This window comes from Kitasatospora sp. NPDC057518 (genome assembly GCF_042802075.1).
Classification (GTDB): Bacteria; Actinomycetota; Actinomycetes; order Streptomycetales; family Streptomycetaceae; genus Kitasatospora.
In genome coordinates this window covers 1-2,175 of record NZ_JBHVEU010000733.1, presented here as the reverse complement: position 1 = coordinate 2,175, position 2,175 = coordinate 1, and the positions used below count along the sequence as shown (strand labels likewise).

2 protein-coding genes are annotated in these 2,175 nt (G+C 75.7%); one reads left to right on the top strand and one right to left on the bottom strand.

Annotated elements, in window-relative coordinates; genetic code table 11:
• Nucleotides 1-44 precede the first annotated feature (44 nt).
• On the bottom strand, nucleotides 45-971 hold the full coding sequence (locus tag ACFU7Z_RS38915; protein WP_049652529.1) for an A/G-specific adenine glycosylase: 927 nt from the start codon (nucleotides 969-971) through the stop codon (nucleotides 45-47).
• A gap of 193 nt (nucleotides 972-1,164) precedes the next feature.
• Between ACFU7Z_RS38915 and ACFU7Z_RS38910 the strand changes: the two genes are divergently transcribed.
• Nucleotides 1,165-2,028: a hypothetical protein gene (locus ACFU7Z_RS38910; protein WP_074001711.1), complete on the top strand. Its 864-nt coding sequence runs from the start codon at nucleotides 1,165-1,167 to the stop codon at nucleotides 2,026-2,028.
• The last annotated feature ends 147 nt before the right edge of the window (nucleotides 2,029-2,175 follow it).

Sequence of the window (2,175 nt, the reverse complement as noted above, 5' to 3'; positions counted from 1 at the left end):
CCCCCGGGAGGTCCTCTCCCGGGGGCGCCTTCGTGTTCCGCCGCCTACTGGGGCAGCCGGTAGACGCCCTGCTCGACCGGCTCGACCAGGCCGTCCGCCACCAGGCCGTCCAGCGCCCGGGCCCGCTGCACCGAGTCCGGCCAGACCGCGTCCAGCCGGGCCTGCGGCACCGTCCCGTGCGCCTCGCGCAGCACCGCGAGCAGCTTGCCGCGCACCTGGCGGTCCGTCCCCTCGTAGGACTGGCCGCGCCGGGCCGGGCCCTCGTACGGCGGGCGGCCGGCCCGCTGCCAGGCGCAGGTGGTGAACAGCGGGCAGTCCCCGCACTCCGGGCCGCGGGCGGTGCAGACCAGCGCGCCCAGCTCCATCACGCCGACCGCCCAGGTGGCGGCCGTCTCGGCGTCGTCCGGCAGCAGCGCGGTGGCGGTGCGGCGCTCGGCGGCGGTGGTGGCCTGGGCCGGGTACTCGACGCCGGTCACCGCGCGGGCGAAGACCCGGCGGACGTTGGTGTCCAGCACCACGTGCCGCTGGCGGAAGGCGAAGGAGGCGACGGCGGCGGCGGTGTACTCCCCCACCCCGGGCAGCGAGAGCAGGGTGGCGTGGTCGTCCGGGACCTCGCCGTCGTGCTGCTCGGTGATCGCCACCGCGGCCGCGTGCAAGCGCAGCGCCCGGCGCGGGTAGCCCAGCCGGCCCCACATCCGGACCGCCTCGCCGGGCGCGTCGGCGGCGAGGTCGGCCGGGGTCGGCCAGCGGGTGAGCCAGGCCTCCCAGGCGGGCAGCACGCGCTTGACCGGGGTCTGCTGGAGCATGAACTCGCTCACCATGACCGCCCAGGGCGTGGCGTCGGGGGTCCGCCAGGGCAGGTCCCGCTTGCTCGCCTCGTACCAGTCCAGGACGGTCGAGTGGAACAGCGGCAGGGGCATCGGCGGCCGGGCGGCGTCGGCGGCGGTGGCAGGGGCGGTGATGGCAGTCATGGCCCTTCGATCCTCCCATGCCCGCCGACCGGGCCGAAGTGGATCAGTCTGCTCCGGACCGACCGGGGGACCGACCGGAAATCGTCCGATTGGGGCTCGCTCGAACGGATCAAATGGCGGATCATGTGAAGGAAGGGGCGACTGTGCGGTGTTGGTGAGTCAATCGCCACACACAGTCTCGTAGAGTTTGGTCGTGCCTTCTCTGCGTCAACCCGTCGGACCACTGCCGGCCTCGATCTACTGGCGTCGGCGCGTCATCGTGCTCGTCGCCGTCGCGGCGGTCGTCGCCCTGATCGCCTGGCTGATGATCGATCAGGGCGGGGGCGGTGACGGCGGCTCACCGGGCAACGCCGCACAGGCCGTTCCCTCCCAGTCCCAGAACCAGACACCGGCTCAGGCGATCACGCCCGGCGCCTCACCGAGCGGCCCCGCGGCGCGCCCGGGCGGCGGCTCCGGGGGCGGACCGGTGGCGGGCGGTGGCGGCACCGAGGTCAACCTCAGCGGCGGCACCGGCGCCGGCGGGGCCAACCCGGCCCCCGGGGGCGGCGCCGCGCCGGCGACCGGCGGCGGCACCGGTGGCGGCACGGGCGGCTCCGGCGGTACGGGCGGCGGCGCTCCGCCGGTGAACACCCCCGAGGTCATGGCGCTGCCGGTCTGCGCCTCCTCGCAGGTGGCGCTGGAGCTGGCCGGCACCCAGAACTCGTACCAGCCCAAGGACAAGCCCCGCCTGGCGCTGACGGTCAAGAACTCCTCCGGCACCAACTGCCGGGTGGACCTGGGCCGCACCGCCTCCGTGATCACGGTGAGCGGCAGCAACAACGACCGGGTCTGGTCCTCCGGCGACTGCCCGACCGACAAGGGCAGCATCTGGGTGCAGCTCGGCGCGAACGGCAACCAGACCGAGACCTTCACCTGGGACCGCAGCCGCAGCAAGCCGCAGTGCGCGACCGCCGACCAGACGCCGCCGCCGAGCGGCACCTACGTGGTGCTCGCGGAGCTCACCGGGCTCTCCGGGGACAAGGTCTCGGCGCGGGCCTCGATCCGGCTGGACGGCTGAGAACCGGTCACCTTCCCTCGGAGCCCCCGGCCGTCGCTCGGCCGGGGGCTCCGCCGTGTCCGGGGTGCCGGGCGGGGCGGACGGCGGACGCGGGCGGGGTGCGCGGGGCGGACGGGGTGCGGTGCGGACGCGCGACGGCCCCCGGGG

Excerpts from the sequence above, each read along its gene's own strand:
- ACFU7Z_RS38915 (WP_049652529.1), bottom strand. The coding sequence starts at position 971 with ATGACTGCCATCACCGCCCCTGCCACCGCCGCCGACGCCGCCCGGCCG.